Raw genomic sequence first — 15,922 nt, 5'->3', positions numbered from 1 at the left:
TATGCGCATTTGATTACCCGAGCCGTTTCAGGAGACTAAACAAAATGACCACCCACCGGAAGGCCGACCCCATCGATGCGGCTTTGCTAAAAGCGCTCATCGCAGACCCTGACGCCACGAACATCGCCGTTGCAGAGTCCACGGGACTTGCCCGCAATACCGTGCGTTCCCGGCTCGCCCGATATGCGGAAGAAGAAGCGCTGCGGTCCTTCGAGCGCAGGATCGACCCTGCATTCCTTGGCTACCCGCTGAGTGCTTACATCGTTACCAAGGTCACGCAACGCAAGCTGGCCTCTGTAGGCAAGGCCCTCGGCGAGATACCGGAGGTCCTGGAAGTACAGGGATTGAGCGGAGTCAGCGACCTGCTGGTCCACGTGGTCGCCCGCGACGCGGACGATCTGTACCGCATAGCCGGCCGAATCCTTGGCACTGACGGCGTCAAACGAACAAATACCGGACTTGTCATGCGTGAACTCGTAAGCTACCGCATCGCGCAACTGCTGAACGCAGATGACGCCAAAAACTGAACGGCACCCCTGACGCCTACCTTGGTGATGACTCGGGGCATCCAGAGCGGCCACCTAGCAGTGCTGGCCAGGGGGAGTGCCGCTGTTTGCGACGTGCGGTCTGTAGGGCCTACGGCACCTGACCGGACTTACCGAAGTCGCTCCGCTGCAGTCGCGGCGACCAGTTGGAGCGCCTCGATCCAGATCTCGACCTGTTCCGAAGACACCGATCCGGCGATTCCCGTCATTCGGATGGCGATCTGCGGATGGCCAGGGATCGCCTTGACAGGTACGACGATTGACTCGATCTCATACTGCTTTCCTTTCACGAGATCAGGCTCGTAGAGATCCGCAAGCTCAGCCGTGGCCTGCTGCACGATCCCGCGCTGGCGCGGCAGCCGATCGGACATTTCGAACGCCGTGACGACCTCACGGTGGTGTTGGAACACCTCTGGTGCTGCGGCGAGCACCGAATAGCCGCGGTCACGAACCCGGTCCAGCACCTGACGGAACAGTTCCTTGCGGTCATCTCCCACGAACGGCGCTCGTCCGAGCCACTCCTCGATCTCCTCGGGTGAGGAGTCGACCATGAAGGCAACTCCCGTTGGAGGAATAATCGGCATGCGTTGCCCAAGCTGAAAAGGGTTAGGCACAGAGCCGCGGTCAGCGGTGAGCACATGGACGCCATCCCAGCCGATCTTGGCCAGGACGCTGCAGTTGACGCCAAACCGAGAGCTCACCGCCTCAACCTCGCCTCGTATTGCCTCTGCGAGGTGCGCCGCCTGAATCAGGTCCGGCTCTGGCGCGGCGGCCAGCGACCTGGGCGTGAATCGTCCGTATCCGCCCTGGAAAAACAGAAGCGGCAACGTCGACCGGTCAACGGCGAAGTCCTGCACGAGGCCGAGGGCTACGAAGTGGTCGCCGGCCGGGCGAATGTCGTCGAACGTGCACTCAATCCAACTCACTACACCGTCGAGGATGGGAGCGCCAAGTGGACTAGGGCGCCATCCTGCGCCATCGAATTTTGCGTCTTTGCCTGTAGCAAACCGGCGACACAGCTCCTCCTGATCGGAGGCAAGCACGTTGACGCAAAACGCATCCGCCGACCTGAGATAGGCGAAGCTCGGTGAATCCTTAGTCGGAAAAAATGCAATAAGCGGCGGATCGAGCGATACCGAGTTAAACGTGCCAACAACCATTCCGGCCGGTTTGCCGTCAGCGCCGATGCCGGTGATTACTGCCACGCCAGTCGGATAATGCCCAAGAGCCTCACGGAACAAGCGGGCGTCGAACGGAAGCGACATGGTAATTCCTCCATTGGAAATCAGTCGCGGGCGACAGACATCGCGCCGCTGAGGTAAAAGGTGCGCTTCACCTATCCTCTTGAACCTGATTCATCATAGATCGCTTTCCGCAACCCCGTCAACGGCACAACGGGACCAATCGAAGAGCCGGCAAACCTTCGCCCCACGGCAGCGGCCTCCAGTAACCAGGGCAGGATCCTCCTTCCCGCCCGTGCGGCACAAGGCCCCTATGGCCGAACTACGGCTGCAACCTGCCCGAACCTACCGATTACCTCCGCACTGCTGCTGCATTCGGCAACGACAGCGAGCATCCCAACATCAACCCCCTTGGGGCCGCTGCGGCCCGCGGCCGGTACGGAACTGCACTGGCACAAGCCGACGGAATCAGCGACACCTGAGGCAAGTTCAGAATCCGGAAGGTCCAAGCCAACAACAATCTCGCGGTGGAACCTTGATGCTGCCTAACCGATGCGCTCCCTAGCGGCCGGTGGCTCGCTCGCTAGTGGTGACGGCGCCGAGGGGCATCTGCATCCGATAGAAATTGGCCTGAAGTCTACCTGGCTTAGTCAAGACGACTACGGGCTATTGACTGGCATCGATTGCTCCGTATATCTTGTATCACATTCAAGAGCGTAGAAAGGCTCAGATCACAAATGGAAACAGAGAATGATCCAGGGGCAGAGTGCCACGCGATTATCGTCGAGTATCACGGTGACATCGATCGGGGGAGAGCGACGGCAGCGATTGCCCACTTCGCAGACGACGCACAGTTTGAAGCACACGGCCAGCGACTGCATGGACGAGCAGAGATCCTCGGGTTTCTTACGGCCCGGGAGGGCCGAACTGACCGGCATACCGTCCATCTCATCGCGAATTCGCTGGTGCGCCAGGTGTCCGACGCCGAGGTCGCTATTTCGGCCTTGGTCATGCTTCATGTTCGCCATCCCGACGGTCGCTATGCCCTCGACCGTGTGCTGGACACCGTCCATCACTTCCGGCTGACTGCGGCTGGCTGGAAGATCGCTGCCCGAACGTCAACACCTCTGCACGACTCACCCACCCTTCAAGCGACAGGAGCGCACAAATGACAACCGAATCAATTACCGGCCAGGACACCCCACGAGAGGTCCGCGCGCAAGCGGTGCCGCTGCAGATGGGCGAGCTCGTCCTCAAGACCGGACGATTCGATGAAATGTTCACCTGGTACTCGCATCTGCTGGGAAGCACGCCTTTCTTCCATCGCACACCCGATGCGGACGCCCCGCCGCGGCCGGCAGGCACGCCGGAACGGGCAGTCGATGTTCACCTGGCGTTCTTCAAGATTCACGACAACGGGCATCCCCACCACCAGGTGCTCGCTCTGTTCGGCATTGACAGCCTTGCCGGTACCGCCCCCACGGGCCCGGGTTTGCATCATTTCCAGTTCAGTGTTGGCTCACTGGAAGAGCTGATAAGCCAATACGAATACATGGGTGCCATCGCGGCGATACCTCACCGTGCCGCCAACCACGGCCAAGCCACCAGCTTTTACTTTCGCGATCCTGACGGGAATATTATCGAGTTCTCCTGCTCGAACTATGCAACAGCTGAGGAGGAGCTGGCCTTCATGCGCAGTGACACCTTCGCGGCTAACCCGTCCGGCCTGGAGCTTGATGCCAAGGAGTTTTCGGCCCGCTTCCACGCTGGAGAACCGCGCGAAAGCCTCCTGAGCTTGGAACCGAAGGCACAGGCGTCATGACCCGTCTGGTCAGTACCAGCGTGGGTGTCGGCCGGATGTACGACGGCAACACTGTCGACCTGTTGGACATCGACTTTCGCGACCTCGGTGAGGCTTTGCTCGGCGGCTGCACCGTGGACCAGATCGCGACAGCCCCCGTGCGCAGACGCACGACGCTCAGCGAGGTCGAACTGTTGGCGCCCATCCCGCGGCCATCGAAAATTTGGGCCGTCGGCTTTGGCTACGCAGATCACCGCGCCGAGGTGGGGCACACATCTGATAACAGCGAACCGATGATCTTCCTAAAGGCTCCATCATCGGTCATCGGCACTTCGAAGCCGATCCGGTTCCCGCGGGTGGCGCCGAACGAGGTGGACTACGAAGGCGAACTCGGTGTTGTAATCGGCCGGCGGCTGTCCGAGGTCACTGAGGAACAGGCCTTGGCCGGGATCGCCGGCTACACCATCTGCAACGACGTCAGCGCCCGCGATGTCCAAAAGGGCCGGGTACCCGGCCGCCCAGCCGATGTATCGACGGCAAAAAGCTTTGATACTTTCACGCCGATGGGCCCCTACCTGGTGACCCTCGACGAACTGCCGGACCCAGATGATCTCCGGCTGCGCACCTGGGTCGACGACGAACTCCGGCAAGATGCCCGTACCAGCGACCTCATTTACCCGGTCTCGAAAATAGTTTCCTATCTGTCACAGCAAACCACATTGGAACCCGGTGATGTCGTGCTCACCGGCACCCCCGCAGGAGTGGGGCACAAACAGGGCAAATTCCTTCGGCCCGGCCAATCGGTCCGTATTGCCATCGACGGCGTCGGTGAGCTGGTGAACACCTGCCAGTGAAGGGGCCGCGTGGAGCCGGCTCAACAGACGCTTGCCGGCCATCCCGCCTTACTTAACAACTGCCGGCGAGTTGCCGGAGAAATCGAGAGGAAGAACCATGAGACTCGCTAATGTGGAGGGCCGTGCGGTCCTGCTTGCCAGCGATGACGCCGGCATCGACGTTGAACACTCGTCGGATGGAAAGTTTGGTCCTGGACTGTCCGCCATCTTTGAGAACTGGGACAGCTTTCGGGTCTGGGCCGACCACGCCGCGGTCACGGCAGAGGTCACGTTCACCCGGGACCAACTCGGCTCGCCGTCGCCGCAGCCGAAGCAGATTGTCGCCATTGGCCTGAACTACAGCGCACACGCGGCCGAGTCCGGTTTCGCGGCTCCTGACCGCCTGCCGCCCACGTTCACCAAATTCGTATCAAGCCTGACCGGCCCCGACGCCGAAGTCGTGCTGCCGGCTGGCGGAAACACTGATTGGGAAGTCGAACTGGTCGCCATCATTGGGCGGACCGCTACCCGGGTCAAAGAGGACGAGGCCTGGAACTACGTTGCCGGTCTTACGATTGGCCAGGACATCTCCGAACGGGTGTCACAGCTGGCTGGCCCGGCACCCCAGTTCAGCCTAGGCAAGTCATTTCCCAAGTTCGCGCCGGTCGGGCCGTGGCTTGTGACACCGGATGCTGTCCCGGACCGTGACGAACTCAGTCTGTCCTGCGCGGTCAACGGCCAGACCATGCAGGACGGCAGCACGAGAGATCTGATTTTCCCGGTCGCCAGGCTGGTATCGGAACTCTCACAAACGATCACGCTCTATCCGGGCGACATTATCTTCACCGGCACGCCGGCCGGTGTCGGCGTCGGCCGCACACCTCAGCAATTCCTCCAGCCCGGTGATGAGCTGGTCAGCCGGATCGAGGGTCTCGGCGAGATGCGCCAAACCTTTGTGTCCAAGGCTCCGGAAGCGGAGGGCTGAGAAATGGCACTGCACCGTCTGACAAGCGTGACAATGGGCGTGCCCAACGTCACCGAAACGATTGGATACTACAGCGAGTTCGGCCTGGAACACCTCGGCGAGGGTTCGTTCGCCACCCGTGATGGCGGAAAACAGCTGCGCGTTGTTTATGCGCCCACCCGGCGCCTCGTGGAGCTGGGTGTAGGGGCGGACGGTCCCGACGACATCGCCCAGATCAGTGCGCGCCTGGAGCGACTCGGAGTGCCCCGGACCTTCGATGGGAATACCCTGCGGGCCATCGAACCGGTATCTGGTTTCACCGCACGGATCGAGGTGGCGCCACGGATCGTGCAAGTGCCGGTGGCGGCTACCCTATACAACGGGCCGGGCCGAATCGATCGCTATGGTCGGGCGCCCGGAGTCGTGCGCGAGACACCAGTAAGGCCAAAGAAGCTGGGACACTGCGTAGTGGGCACCACAAATCTGGAAGCCACCATGGGGTTCTTCACCGAGGGCCTGGGCTTCAAGATCTCCGACTACATCGGGGACAAAGGCGCGTTCATGCGCTGCTCCGTAGATCACCACAACGTACTGGCCCTGGCCGCGCCGGTGAACTTCCTGCACCACACCTCCTGGCAGGTCGATGACATCGACGACATCGGCAGGGGTGTGAAAAAAATGCTGGAGGGCAACCCGCACCGCCATGTCTGGGGCCTCGGCCGCCACCACGCCGGCTCGAACTTCTTCTGGTACCTCAAGGACCCAGCCGGGAACTTCTCCGAGTATTACTCGGACATGGACTGCATCCCCGAGGACGAAATCTGGACCCCGGAAACCTTCTTCGGCGCCCAGGGACTCTTCAATTGGGGACCGCCGCCACCGCCGTCGTTCCTCGAACCCGAAGACCTGACCGCACTGATGGCTGGCCAGCACAGCCCAGGCATCCAATGAGCGGCACTCAGAATAACGGCCAAGGGCACCACCATGTGGTGGTCTTCCGCTGGAAGCCAAACGTCGATGAGGCCGCAGTCCGGCGTCTCGACGAAGCCTTGCGCACACTGGTCAGCACGCTACCCGGGCTGATTTCCTTTCAATGCGGGCCGGACCTGAGAATGCGGGAGGGCAACGGCGACTTCGCGGTGGCAGCAACCTTCGACAGCGCCGAGACACTGCAAAACTATCTCGCCCACCCACAGCATCAGCAGATCGTGGCCGAACACGCGGCCACGATGATAGCCGAGAAACACGGAGTCCAGTTCCTCGGCACCGGCGCCTGAACCCTGCTGCCGGTGCCCCAGCACCGGCAGCAGGAGATCAACCGCGCACATCCGCCATCAACACGAATTTTGAGTCCACCACCCCACTGGACCAGAAACTGTCCGGCTTCCGGACAACAAGACTCGGATCGAACGGCGCCGTCGGCACACGGTCCCGGTGCTCGGCGCCCGCGTAGGCTGCCTCACCAGCCACGGACTTGAACTACAGGTCCTGGCAGGCATGGAAGGAGGCACCAAGCTCAGAATGACGGGGTTCGCCACGCGATATCAGGTTAATCTTTCCGTCGTGCGTGAGGCCATGATCCGCTTGGCGGGAGATGGGTTGGTGAAAGCTCTTCCGCAACGCGGGTTCTGCGTGAGTCCGCTGTCTCCTGAAGATCTGTTGGATTTGACCCGTTCCCAAGTGCTGATCGAAACGGTGACGCTCCGTAAGGCCACCGACCAAGGCGATCTCGCCTGGGAATCAGCGGTGATCGCCGCCCATCACACCCTTCAGAAAACGACATACACGGGAGGTGAAGGACAGTTCCACGGCACCTGTTCTCAGGCGCACAATGCCTTCCACCGCGCACTGCTTGAAGGAGCCGGGAGCCCCCGCCTTGAGTCAACCGCGACGAAACTGCGGGACTGTTCACTCCTGTACCGTCACTGGTCCCTCCCGAGCGGACAAGATCCATACCGTGATGCCGTCAACGAGGACAGGACCATTGCCGAGCTTGCCGTAGCCCGCGACGGTACAGGCGCGGCTGCTGCCTTGAAAGAACATTTCGAGCGGGCCACAGCGGTATTACTGGCCTATAGCCAGCAAACGAACGCCGCACTCTCAGGGGGGAGCATGACAGGTCCCGCCAAGGGTCATGCCTGAAGGTGATTGGGTCTTAAGCGCCGTTTATTTCCTGCAAGCTGACTAAGAGACCCTCGACGCTGTTTTGTGGGCCGCTATTCAGTAAACTACGTTCAAGAGGGCGGGCTTGCCGCCTTAGACCGTTGACGAAGAAGGTAGCCGGCGTGCCGAAGAACAAATTAGCGATCCCGCGCGAGGAAAGAAGTGGCGAAGTCCTGACTGCAGCGACTGAACTCTTTCTAGAACGAGGGTATGCCGGTACCACGATGGCCGAGGTCGGTGCGGCAGTAGGCGTCAGCACGAACAACGTCTACTGGTACTTTCCCTCCAAGGACGCGCTTTTTGCAGCGGTGATGGATCGTATGCTGGGACGGGAAATACGAGCACTGGAACACGAACTCAACGGGCTCGACCCGTTATCGTTCCTCATCCGCGGCCTGGTCGACATGCGTCCATTCAGGGGCCTGCACCAGTCCATGCATCACCGGATGCAGGACTCCGATGCAGTAAGGGAATCCCACGACCGGTTCCTGGCCTGGATCCGGAAAATGGTGGACCAGGTAATCCAGGAAAATCCTGGCATCGCTGACAGCGAATTGGTGGCCGACATCGTCGTGTCCTTGTTCGAAGGGGCAAATGCGTTCGACCCACCTTTACGGACGGCACCCGAGATGATCCGCTTCGTTCTGCAGTCCTTCCTCAAGCCCTATCCGGCACAGGCAAGTCTCGGGGGCAAGCAGGAAAGCCACAACGGTTCCCGCCAGGTGGCAGACCCTGCGCCACACGTATTGGATCAGCACTTTGCTGACACAGCGAAGCCGTGATGTACATGGCCACCGACAAGATGGTTTTCATTCCGAGTCAGGCGCTGTGGTGAGCACGGCGCGGCTGCAGAACTTCAGCCGCAGTCTGCCGGACGCGGGCACGACCTCTGAGTAGGCCCCGGCAACTACCCTGGCGGCTTCAAGCAAACGTATTGCGCGGCGCCGGAAGCGCCCCTCCGGGGGATGGTCAAACGTCGGAGCGAGCAAGTCGTACGTCTATATCGTGCCTCGAAAGATACCGTTGGGGTCACTCTGAAGGTACGGGAGACCCGCAGAGAATACGTGCATTTTGGCCGGACCCGCTGCTTTTCAAATCGTCCAAGGCCACGTGCGCGGTGGGTGTTCCATTTCCATCGGGGTGTCCGAGGAAGTGTTCAACGTCGTCCAGTGTCCTGCTTGGCGGCGGAGGATCGGTACGCGGACCATAACCAAGCACGGTCAGATTTCCACGGACTTCTTACGCCGGCACATATACGGCAGCAAAGGCAGACGGGTCAAGGAGCGCATCAGCTTGAAGGCGAAGCAGCTGCTCGTGATTCGGCGTCGCTGAGGCAAGGAACCTGCCCTCATCGAGCGCTGCGATCAGAACTTCCGCGGCGTGCTCCGGTGTGTGCCTGGAATATTGCGGTAGACCTGCGACGATCTCGCGCACTTTATCGCGTCCTGCGTCGCGGGCAGGCTCGGGAGCCCATCCAGTATCCGTCGCATCGGGAGCGAAAAGGGTTACCTTGATGCCCTGGCTTCTGTGTGCTGTCGCGATGGCCTGAGCCAGCCCGATAACTGCGGCTTTCGACGTGATGTACGGTGCGGCGACCACACTGACGGGATGGCCCGGAAGCAGGGCCAAGCTGGAGCTTGTCAAGATGAGGTGACCGGATTCTCGGGCCAGCATGTCGGGTAGGAATGCCCTGATGACACGTGCCATGCCGATGACATTGAGATCGAGAAGCCGGGTCCAGTCCTCGTCAGAGATATCTTGCACGAGCCCTGCGGAACCGATCCCCGCGTGGCTCATGACGATATCGGCGGGGCCGAACCGATCGATCGTGAGGTCACGGACGCGCTCGATATCTTCGGGCGACCGTACGTCGCACTTTGCTGCCACTGCAGAGGGCAGCTCCGCCGCCAGCGCCTCGGCCGCCGCCATGTCGATGTCGGCGATCACAAGGTTCGCACCACGGCCGCCCATGAGCCGGGCGATACAGCGCGCCATGGCACTTGCACCCGCGGTGATAACCACAGTCTTTCCGTTGAAATCCAGCACTTCTTCTCCTATTCGTTCTGTAATTGGTTGCGGCAGAAGACTCCACCGGTCACGAGAGACGATGCTGCCTGAAGGGTGTGCTTGGGGCTCGCTTGAGTGATGCAGGCGTGTGCGCGGCGAGGTCGACGCTAAGGCCTTGCCTACCCTTTCCTGCTCTTCTTGAATGCTACTCAACATAAACTCTTGACCGCCATCCGTCAATGGTCGCGCTGAGGCCGTAAGGGCATCAAGCACCTCATATGAAGTCCCGGGTCCGGTTTCAGCCTGGAGTCGATGGGGCTCCTGAACCATCGCCCAGACTGGCACTTAACCCCGGTATTCCGCCAATTTTGGCCGCTGACCTCGCGCGGGTAAATGTCCGTCTCACCCGTTAGAGAAATGGCGTCGCTTGTATTCCTGCCAGGCATGATTCGGGCACACTTAAAATCTTTACTGTTGACCGAAGTGGTGCCGAGGCGTATGTTGATTGGAATACAAGAGGGTGTGGAGCGTACAGCGAGGTACGGCTTTGTGCAGAAACAACTGCTTGAGCCCCCAAGATAAGGCTGTTAGTTTGCGTCCGCTTGACCCGACTACGCGGAGTCCGTGATTGACCGAGATCCGTTCGCATTGTGGCGATCGGAGCGGTCCCACGGACGGCTATGAACTGGAGTTAAGAGATGATAAAAAATCCCAGACGTGTCTTAGCATTCGTTGCTTCGTTGGCAATGGTTGCTGGTGTGACTGCTGGTTGTGCTTCTGGTCCTGAAGACGGGACGGAAGGCGGGAGTGGTGCGCCTGCCGAGTTGGTGAAGGGTATCCAGACGCCCCTGCAGTCATGGGACCCGTACAAGTGCACCGGTGCCCAGAGCAACATGTTCGTTGCGGTCTACAATTCGTTGACCCGGGAGACGCCGGAGGGTACCTTCGAGCCGGCTCTGGCCGAGTCGTGGGAGTACGAGACGCCGACGAAGTTCGTGATGACTTTGCGCGACGGGGTCGCGTTCAAAGACGGAACCCCGCTGAACGCCAACGTTGTGAAGGCGAACCTGGAGCGCTCCGTTGCGACGCCGACGGGAATCACGTCGCAGTTCGCGGCGAACAAGCCGCAGATCACGGTCATTTCGGATCTTGAACTTGCGATCGATCTGGATCACCCGGACCCTGACCTGCCCTTCCTGTTCTCCTCCTGCGGTGGGATGATGGCGCACCCGGATCTTGTTGCCGCCCCTGACCGGATGGTGAACGAGGTCAACGGCACGGGTCCGTACAACTTCGAAGCGGACGCGAGCATCGCCGCCTCCAGCTATGTCTTCAATAAGAAGGACAACTACTGGAACTCCGAGGCATACCCGTTCTCGAAGGTGACCTTCAGCGTGATCCCCGATAACAATTCTATGATCAACGCGCTGGTGTCGGGCCAGGTTGACATCGTTCCCGGGAACTTCCAGGGCGTTGCGCAGGCGGAATCGGCGGGGATGGCCCACGTCCTCGGTAACGTCTCCCCGTTCAGCATCCTGCTGAACGACCGTGCCGGCAAGCTCGTGCCGGCACTGGCGGACGAGCGTGTTCGCCAGGCACTGAACTACGCGGTCGACCGTGACGCGGTCATCAAGACGCTGTTCGGTGAGAACGGTGTTCCCACTCCGCAGATTCCCGCGGAGGGCGTGCCGGGCTACGACTCCGCACTTAATGACCGTTACCCCTACGACCCGAACAAAGCCCGGGAACTGCTGGCCGAGGCAGGGTACGCCGACGGCTTCTCGATGCCGGTTCTGACCACCACGGTGCACCAGTTCGACGCGTTCCTGTCGGCCGTGGCCAACTACTGGGGAGAGATCGGCGTAAACGTCACCCAGGAAGTGAAAGACCCGAGTACCTACCTGTCCGAAGTCCTGAAGACGAACTACCCGGCCACGGTCTACCCGCTGAAGGGCGCCCCGCCGTACTCGATACTGAACAAGTTCTTCGGACCGAACGCGAACTTCAACACGTTCAAGTCCACGGACGCGGAGTTCTCGGAGTACATGGGCAAAGCCGCCGGCGGCGACGAGACCGCCCTGCGCGATGCGTCAGCACAGTTGCTCGACATGGGATGGTACGTCAGCGCGGGATTCGACGCCCAGTACTACTTCTTCAACCCCAAAAAGGTGACCGGCCTTGAGATGCTCACCTCCGAAAACACCCCACTCTTCTACAACTGGCAACCAGCCACCTAAACCTATGAGCTTGCGGCCCGAGACCCGGGTGACGTCAAAGTCAAGATGGAGTAGAACGATGGACAATCGGAGGAGGGTAGGGCAATGCGTCGAATCATCATAAACAGGGTCCTGTTGGCGATCCCGATGTTGTGGGTCGTGGCAACGTTCATGTTTGTGTTGCTGCAACTCGTGCCCGGTGATTCCGCGGTGGCGATCCTCGGTGAGGGGGCCACGCCGGAGCGGGTGGCGGCGCTGCGCGGGCAGATGGGACTCAATGACCCCGTTCTGACGCAGTACTTGAACTGGATGGGGTCGCTGCTGACGGGTGACTTCGGAAAATCGACGATGTCGGGCGAGTCGGTCCTGTCGATCTTGAACAAACGAGCCCCGGTGACGTTGTCGTTGGCGATCACTGCGGTCTTGGTCAGCTTCGCGGTGGGGACCGTGTTGGGCGTGGTCGCGGCTGTCTTCGGCGGCTGGCTGGATCGGGTGATCCGGATAGTCACCGGTGTCGGCGTGGCGGTGCCGAACTTCTGGCTGGGGTCAGCCCTGGTGGTGGTGGTCTCCGTGGGGCTGGGGTGGCTTCCCTCGGTCGGGTACGTCCCGTTCGCCAAGTCCCCGGGTGAATGGCTGTACTTTATGATTCTGCCTATCACGGCGATCGCGGCGGCGTCCGTCGCCGCGATCGCGCGCCAGGCGCGCGCTGCGATGCAGGGAGCGCTGCAGAGCGAGTACGTGCAGACGCTGCGTGGAGCGGGGCTGCCGCGCCGCTCGATCATCTTCAAGCACGCGTTGCGGAATACCTCGATCCCGGTCGTGACCATTGTCGGGTGGCAGTTCGTCTCGTTGCTGGGAGGTGCGGTCCTGGTCGAGCGGGTCTTCGCACTTCCGGGGCTGGGGGCGCTGACGGTGCAGGCGACTGCATCGAGTGACTTCCCGGTGCTGCAGGGAATGGTCATCTACACCACGGCGATGGTGCTGATCGTGAATCTGCTCGTGGATCTGTCCTATTTGTGGTTGAGTCCGAAGGTGAGGGACCAGTGAGTCAGGCAACCGAAGAAGAGATGAAGGATGCTGCCCCGGTAACGCCGGAACAAGCGTCCGCACCCCGTCGGGGGTCGGATCTCCTGCGCCGATTGCGACAGCCGACGGCCGTGGTGGCACTCGTGTGGCTCGCCCTGTTGGTGATCGCCAGCGTGGCGCCCTCACTGCTGGCACCCCAGGACCCGCTGACGCAGAACCTTCCAATGGGTCTGCAGAGTCCCTCCTGGGAGCATTGGCTAGGTACCGACCGGCTGGGGCGCGACATGCTGTCCCGGGTCATCTTCGGTACCGGTGCGGTGATGATCGCCACCGTCACTGCTGTGGCCGTCGCGGTGCTCATCGGGCTACCTCTCGGGCTGATCGCAGGATACTCATCCGGGGCCTGGGACACGGTGATCTCCCGCATCGCTGACGGACTGTTCTCCTTGCCGGCGATCATCATCGTGCTGGCGGCGGCAAGTCTGTTCGGCAACGACCTGACGATGGCGATGTCCGTCTTCGGTGTGATCATCTCGGCGGGGTTCATCCGGCTGGTACGGGCTTCGACCAAGGCGATTCGTTCGGAGTTGTTCATCGACGCCGGTCGGGTACAGGGGTTATCGTCCTCTCGGATCGCGTTGCGGCACATCCTGCCCAACATTCTCACCCCTGTGGTCGTGCAGACAACGCTGGGCCTGGGGCTGGGCTGTCTTGCGGTAGCCGGATTGACCTTCCTCGGTCTGGGACCACCGCCGCCGGCTCCGACGTGGGGTGGTATGGTCACTGACGCCACGCAGGTCCTCGTGGTCGCACCGTGGCAGATGGTCCCGCCCGGACTTGTGATCATCTTGACTGTCCTGTCGTTCAACTTCCTCGGTGATGCCCTCACAGACCGACCTGTAAAGCGCATTCCCCGCCGTCGGTCGACCCCGCGGCGGGCCGGCACACCGGGCAACTCGCGGACGCCCGTGGTGGAGCCCTTGGCTGGTTCTGAGCCCGGGCCGGCGCCGCTACTGGCTGTGGAAGGGCTGACGGTGACGGCATCGGGCCCCTCCGGGGACGTCGAGTTGTTGCACGAGGTCTCCTTTGCGGTCAGGCCAGGGGAGTCGGTCGCGTTGGTGGGGGAATCGGGCTGTGGAAAGAGCGTGACCTCCCGAGCCGTCCTGGGGATGCTGTCGGAGGGAGCCCAAGTCAGCGGGGGCCAAGTGTTCCTGGAAGGACGCGACGTGGCCCGGCTCTCCGAGAGGCAATGGACGTCGATCCGTGGTTCGCAGATCGCCTACATTGCGCAGGAGCCGCTGGTGGCCCTGGATCCTTGTTTCAGCGTGCAGAGCCTGCTCATCGAGGCGTTGCGCCGACACAATAAGCTCTCCCGGTCCCAGGCGCGAGAGGAAGCGATCAAACTGCTTGCCAGGGTCGGGATCCCGCACCCGGAGTCAATGTTGAAGCGTTTTCCCCACCAGCTCTCAGGGGGGACCGCGCAACGCGTCGCGATCGCATTGGCTCTCACCGGATCTCCCAGGCTGCTGATCGCCGATGAGCCGACCACGGCTCTGGACGTCACCGTCCAGGCCGAGATTCTGGATCTCCTGCGCGGTCTGCAGGCGGAAACGGGGATGGCTGTTCTGCTGGTAACCCACGACTTCGGTGTGGTGGCCGACTTCTGCAGTCGTGCAGTGGTGATGTACGCGGGTCAAGTGATTGAGCAGGCACCGGTTGCCGAGCTCTTCGCCGCACCCAGCCACCCATACACCAAGCTCTTGCTCGCCGCGACCCCGCACGATGTCGATCGTGACCAGGAGCTGCCCACTATTCCGGGAGTGGTCCCCTCCCCGGGCCAATGGCCGGGCGGCTGCCACTTCGCGTCCCGTTGTCCCCGTGTCGTGTCCGCGTGCACGACCCAGACCATCGAACTGGCCACGCCAGCGCCCGGGCATCTCAGTCGTTGCCTGTTCGCCGACGAAGAACATGTCACGGAGCGAATATGAACACCAAGCCTCTGAGCCCAGGTCCTGACGGGCCGGGCAGAGATTCTGCTAATAAGGAGGGCCCGGCAGGCCGGAGCGTAGGGGTGGAATCCCCCGATCTGCTCACGGTGAGTGATCTCGAAGTCGAGTTCCGGTCAGGACGCGCCCGGGTTCGTGCGGTGGACAAGGTCTCGTTCCGCATCGGTGCGGGCGAGGTCGTTGGCCTCGTGGGTGAATCAGGCTCAGGCAAGTCGACCATCGGGCGGGCGGTACTTGGATTGACCGACGCCACCGCCGGCCAGGTCACATTCGATGGCCAGGACATCACCCGGCTGAGAGGCCGTCGCCGTCGTCCGCTGGCGAGCAAGATCCAGGTCGTCTTCCAAGACCCGCTCAGCTCTCTCAATCCCCGGTGGACGATCGGGCGCAGCGTCGCCGAGCCTCTACGGCTGCACAAGGGCATGGGCAGAAAACAGGCTGAGGGCGAGGCGATCCGGATGCTGGGTTTGGTGGGCCTGGCCCCCCAGACCGCGGCGAAGCTGCCCCGAGAGCTTTCCGGTGGACAACGCCAGCGTGTCGCGATCGCTCGCTCCATGGTCCTCTCTCCCCAGTTGATCGTCTGTGATGAACCGACCAGCGCCCTGGACCTTTCCACTCAGTCTCAGACGCTCAATCTGCTGCGCGAGGTGCATGACCGCAATGGCGTCAGTTACCTGTTCATTTCCCATGATCTGGACGTCGTCCGCTACATTAGCGATCGCATTGTTGTGCTTTACCGGGGCCAGATCATGGAGACCGGGAGAACCTTGGACGTTGCTGACAAGCCGCTTCATCCCTACACCCGCGTCCTTGTCGGAGCCTCCCCGGTGCCCGATCCCGGTCGTCAGGCGGAACGCCGCAAACAGCGCCAGAATGAATTGGGGGCCAGCACGGCCGCCGTCACAGGGGTCGTCGGGACGACTGCGGCACCGTCCGGATGTCCCTTCGCCTCCCGCTGTGCCCACGTCGCGGACGTCTGTCACGACACCCGTCCGCGGCTGATCGAGACCGGCACCAACCAGGTAGCGTGCCATCTCTACGACCCTGAATCCGGCCATCCTGAGATCGTCGATCCGTCGTCGGCTTCCCCGCTGTCGCCGACGAGGGATGGGCGGGATCTGAATCGATCGCCTGCCGGCAGTGAGTGGACTGCCCACAACACGGCGTAAACGGCCAGATA

15 protein-coding genes are annotated in these 15,922 nt (G+C 61.7%); 13 read left to right on the top strand and 2 right to left on the bottom strand.

Annotated features, from left to right (window positions below; genetic code table 11):
* The first annotated feature begins 44 nt into the window (after positions 1–44).
* Positions 45–527, top strand: coding sequence for an Lrp/AsnC family transcriptional regulator (locus tag NG698_RS13660; RefSeq protein WP_252610433.1), 483 nt, complete (start codon positions 45–47; stop codon positions 525–527).
* Positions 528–655: 128 nt separating this feature from the next.
* Here the strand turns inward: NG698_RS13660 and NG698_RS13655 are convergent, their stop codons facing one another.
* Positions 656–1,810 (bottom strand): flavin reductase, encoded by a 1,155-nt coding sequence (locus NG698_RS13655; protein WP_252610431.1) that lies wholly within the window; start codon positions 1,808–1,810, stop codon positions 656–658.
* A gap of 653 nt (positions 1,811–2,463) precedes the next feature.
* Here NG698_RS13655 and NG698_RS13650 point away from each other — a divergent pair.
* From NG698_RS13650 to NG698_RS13615, 8 genes are all read left to right on the top strand, one after another.
* The gene (locus NG698_RS13650; RefSeq protein ID WP_252610429.1) at positions 2,464–2,898 is read left to right on the top strand and encodes a nuclear transport factor 2 family protein; all 435 of its coding nucleotides are present in this window, start codon (positions 2,464–2,466) and stop codon (positions 2,896–2,898) included.
* Positions 2,895–3,548, top strand: coding sequence for a VOC family protein (locus tag NG698_RS13645; protein ID WP_252610427.1), 654 nt, complete (start codon positions 2,895–2,897; stop codon positions 3,546–3,548). Before NG698_RS13650 ends, NG698_RS13645 begins: the two co-directional genes overlap by 4 nt.
* Positions 3,545–4,381: a fumarylacetoacetate hydrolase family protein gene (locus NG698_RS13640; RefSeq protein WP_252610425.1), complete on the top strand. Its 837-nt coding sequence runs from the start codon at positions 3,545–3,547 to the stop codon at positions 4,379–4,381. The genes NG698_RS13645 and NG698_RS13640 overlap by 4 nt, the downstream gene beginning before the upstream one ends.
* A gap of 97 nt (positions 4,382–4,478) precedes the next feature.
* Positions 4,479–5,345, top strand: coding sequence for a fumarylacetoacetate hydrolase family protein (locus NG698_RS13635; protein ID WP_252610423.1), 867 nt, complete (start codon positions 4,479–4,481; stop codon positions 5,343–5,345).
* 3 nt (positions 5,346–5,348) lie between these two features.
* Complete coding sequence (locus NG698_RS13630) at positions 5,349–6,275, top strand: VOC family protein (protein ID WP_252610415.1); 927 nt, start codon at positions 5,349–5,351, stop codon at positions 6,273–6,275.
* Positions 6,272–6,601 (top strand): Dabb family protein, encoded by a 330-nt coding sequence (locus NG698_RS13625; RefSeq protein WP_252610413.1) that lies wholly within the window; start codon positions 6,272–6,274, stop codon positions 6,599–6,601. The genes NG698_RS13630 and NG698_RS13625 overlap by 4 nt, the downstream gene beginning before the upstream one ends.
* A 220-nt stretch (positions 6,602–6,821) precedes the next feature.
* Positions 6,822–7,466, top strand: coding sequence for a GntR family transcriptional regulator (locus tag NG698_RS13620; protein ID WP_256471073.1), 645 nt, complete (start codon positions 6,822–6,824; stop codon positions 7,464–7,466).
* Positions 7,467–7,609: 143 nt separating this feature from the next.
* Positions 7,610–8,269: a TetR/AcrR family transcriptional regulator gene (locus NG698_RS13615; RefSeq protein ID WP_252610409.1), complete on the top strand. Its 660-nt coding sequence runs from the start codon at positions 7,610–7,612 to the stop codon at positions 8,267–8,269.
* 457 nt (positions 8,270–8,726) lie between these two features.
* Here NG698_RS13615 and NG698_RS13610 read toward each other — a convergent pair whose 3' ends face one another.
* Complete coding sequence (locus tag NG698_RS13610) at positions 8,727–9,533, bottom strand: SDR family NAD(P)-dependent oxidoreductase (protein WP_252610407.1); 807 nt, start codon at positions 9,531–9,533, stop codon at positions 8,727–8,729.
* A 788-nt stretch (positions 9,534–10,321) separates the two neighbouring features.
* On the opposite strand from NG698_RS13610, the gene NG698_RS13605 reads away from it, so the two are divergent.
* The 4 genes from NG698_RS13605 (at position 10,322) to NG698_RS13590 (ending at position 15,911) form a co-directional block, all read left to right on the top strand.
* The gene (locus NG698_RS13605) at positions 10,322–11,731 is read left to right on the top strand and encodes an ABC transporter substrate-binding protein (protein WP_252610525.1); all 1,410 of its coding nucleotides are present in this window, start codon (positions 10,322–10,324) and stop codon (positions 11,729–11,731) included.
* An 84-nt stretch (positions 11,732–11,815) separates the two neighbouring features.
* Positions 11,816–12,757 carry an ABC transporter permease gene (locus tag NG698_RS13600; protein ID WP_252610405.1) on the top strand — a complete coding sequence of 314 codons (942 nt, stop codon included), beginning with the start codon at positions 11,816–11,818 and terminating at the stop codon, positions 12,755–12,757.
* Positions 12,754–14,724 carry a dipeptide/oligopeptide/nickel ABC transporter permease/ATP-binding protein gene (locus tag NG698_RS13595; protein WP_252610403.1) on the top strand — a complete coding sequence of 657 codons (1,971 nt, stop codon included), beginning with the start codon at positions 12,754–12,756 and terminating at the stop codon, positions 14,722–14,724. Before NG698_RS13600 ends, NG698_RS13595 begins: the two co-directional genes overlap by 4 nt.
* 83 nt (positions 14,725–14,807) lie before the next feature.
* Positions 14,808–15,911, top strand: a complete 1,104-nt coding sequence (locus NG698_RS13590; RefSeq protein WP_252610401.1) for an oligopeptide/dipeptide ABC transporter ATP-binding protein — start codon at positions 14,808–14,810, stop codon at positions 15,909–15,911.
* Positions 15,912–15,922 lie beyond the last annotated feature (11 nt).

It is taken from the genome of Pseudarthrobacter raffinosi (assembly GCF_023913735.1).
GTDB classification, from domain to species: Bacteria; Actinomycetota; Actinomycetes; order Actinomycetales; family Micrococcaceae; genus Arthrobacter; species Arthrobacter raffinosi.
This window is presented reverse-complemented; position numbering and strand designations above follow the sequence as displayed.

Bases quoted from the DNA above. Each gene is read 5' to 3' on its own strand.
- NG698_RS13600 (WP_252610405.1), top strand. From the start codon at position 11,816: ATGCGTCGAATCATCATAAACAGGGTCCTGTTGGCGATCCCGATGTTG.
- NG698_RS13660 (WP_252610433.1), top strand. From the start codon at position 45: ATGACCACCCACCGGAAGGCCGACCCCATCGATGCGGCTTTGCTAAAA.
- NG698_RS13625 (WP_252610413.1), top strand. From the start codon at position 6,272: ATGAGCGGCACTCAGAATAACGGCCAAGGGCACCACCATGTGGTGGTC.
- NG698_RS13655 (WP_252610431.1), bottom strand. From the start codon at position 1,810: ATGTCGCTTCCGTTCGACGCCCGCTTGTTCCGTGAGGCTCTTGGGCAT.
- NG698_RS13640 (WP_252610425.1), top strand. From the start codon at position 3,545: ATGACCCGTCTGGTCAGTACCAGCGTGGGTGTCGGCCGGATGTACGAC.
- NG698_RS13620 (WP_256471073.1), top strand. From the start codon at position 6,822: ATGGAAGGAGGCACCAAGCTCAGAATGACGGGGTTCGCCACGCGATAT.
- NG698_RS13645 (WP_252610427.1), top strand. From the start codon at position 2,895: ATGACAACCGAATCAATTACCGGCCAGGACACCCCACGAGAGGTCCGC.
- NG698_RS13630 (WP_252610415.1), top strand. From the start codon at position 5,349: ATGGCACTGCACCGTCTGACAAGCGTGACAATGGGCGTGCCCAACGTC.
- NG698_RS13650 (WP_252610429.1), top strand. From the start codon at position 2,464: ATGGAAACAGAGAATGATCCAGGGGCAGAGTGCCACGCGATTATCGTC.
- NG698_RS13635 (WP_252610423.1), top strand. From the start codon at position 4,479: ATGAGACTCGCTAATGTGGAGGGCCGTGCGGTCCTGCTTGCCAGCGAT.